Genomic DNA, 1,835 nt, shown 5'->3' on the forward strand with positions numbered 1-1,835 from the left:
GAATATTTTATCATAAATCCTAAACTCGTAGAGTTTGGGATTTATTTTTTTTACAAAAAAAGAGCTACGCACTAATTATTTAGTGCGACAGCCCCTTTTATCTTATATAGAATTCACCGCTTGTGGTTTTTACCTCTACCTTCTTACTACCATCACCATTAGTTACAGAGTAGTTATTATCATTTAAAAAGTTAGGCATTAATCTATCACTATCAATATTACCTGATGAGGTGCTAAATGCTAAGGTATAACCAATAGATTCATTTATAAATAAATCTATGTCTCCTGAGGTAGAAGATATTATAGATTTGTTTCCTAAGTTGTTAAGATATAACTCGGTTTCTCCAGAAGATGTAGAAGAAAATAATTCCCCTAGAGAAGAAACTGATACTTTAATATCACCACTTGTAGTATTTAAAGTTGAATCAAGTGATTTTATATCAGATAAATCTAGATCATTACTGGTAGTTTGAAGTTTTAATATTTTTGAAGTTAGGTTTTTTAGTTGAATTTCTCCACTATTAGAATTAATAGTAACACTTTCAAGGTCTCCACCAGTAACTTCGCAGTCACCACTTATAGAGCTGACCTTAATATTATTTTTGTAACTTAAAGGAACATAAATATTTATATTAATATCATTGTATCCATTAGTGTTCAAATTTATTGTAAATGTATTATTTAACGAAGAGATGTCAGTAACTATATTTGAGATGGTAATATCTCCTAAGGTATAGGAAGTACCATCTAATTTTAGAACATCTCCATCATAAAATTGTATTTTTACATCAACTGATGAAGTTGTAATATCTATTGTTTTAATATCAGATGAAAGTTCTTTTTCTAAAGAGCCTATATTTCTATAATTGTGCCAGCTAAAATTAAAATCATCATTCCATTTATTTATATAATTAGATAATTTAAAATCACTATTATAAAGAACAATGGCAGCAGATATATAAGAAGTAAGACTTATTATAGCAAGAATAGAAAGAAAAATTTTCATTTTTCTAGACATAAAGTTTCTCATTATATGCCCTCCTTATTTGATAATTTATTTATAAGTCTTTTAATTATTAAAACTATAAATTTTATAAGATAAATTAATAGAATGAAGCATATTAAAGTAGCTGAAACTGAACCTATAGTAATTAAAACAGTTACTGAAGTAGGGAAGTCAGCAAAGAATGCAGGTACTCCAAATCCTAAAATGGTAAAGCCGAATTTTCCTAAAAGCATAAGTATTCCTGAGATACTAAATGCAAAAGGTATTGCTAATAAACCTATTCCAACTCCAAATATAGTTGCGAACCCTGCTACTACAATAGGGAAAAATAATATTAACAAACCAACAACCATACAAATTTTTAGAATTGTATTAATTAAGGAATTAGATGAGTTATTAGTACTATTATTAGAGTGTTTTTCATTGAGATCATTATCATAACTAGTGTATGTTTTGTTGCTAGATTCTTTTTCTTCATAAGTATCTTCGTATTCTGTATTACTGGTAGAAACTTGCATATAGCTACTTCGATATTGATTTACTATGGTATAGGGGTCACCAAGTTCCTCTATTATTTCTTCTTCTGTTTTTCCATCAGATTGTGCATTGGAAAAGTGTTCTTTATAGTCATATAAAATTTCTTGTAATTCATGAGCAGGAAAATCTATTAAACCTTCTTCAAGAATCTTAAAAAATTCCATCTTATTCATATTCTAAGCCTCCTAATAAAATATGTTAGTGTAAAGTTTATTTACACTACTTTTCTTTTTAAATCTTTATATATCAAGGTTTCGTAAGTTTTTTTCATAAAAAAAACAACGACCCCCTA

General features: G+C 27.6%; 2 protein-coding genes. Both read right to left on the minus strand.

The features are described from left to right. Window positions 1-97: 97 nt before the first annotated feature. Window positions 98-1,030, minus strand: a complete 933-nt coding sequence (locus KIB46_RS16225) for a DUF4097 family beta strand repeat-containing protein (protein WP_156560279.1) — start codon at window positions 1,028-1,030, stop codon at window positions 98-100. After that, on the minus strand, window positions 1,030-1,716 hold the full coding sequence (locus KIB46_RS16230; RefSeq protein ID WP_291673256.1) for a DUF1700 domain-containing protein: 687 nt from the start codon (window positions 1,714-1,716) through the stop codon (window positions 1,030-1,032). Before KIB46_RS16230 ends, KIB46_RS16225 begins: the two co-directional genes overlap by 1 nt. Between the last annotated feature and the right edge of the window lie 119 nt (window positions 1,717-1,835).

Origin of the sequence: Clostridium sp. (genome assembly GCF_018372875.1) — a bacterium.
Taxonomy (GTDB): domain Bacteria; phylum Bacillota; class Clostridia; order Clostridiales; family Clostridiaceae; genus Clostridium.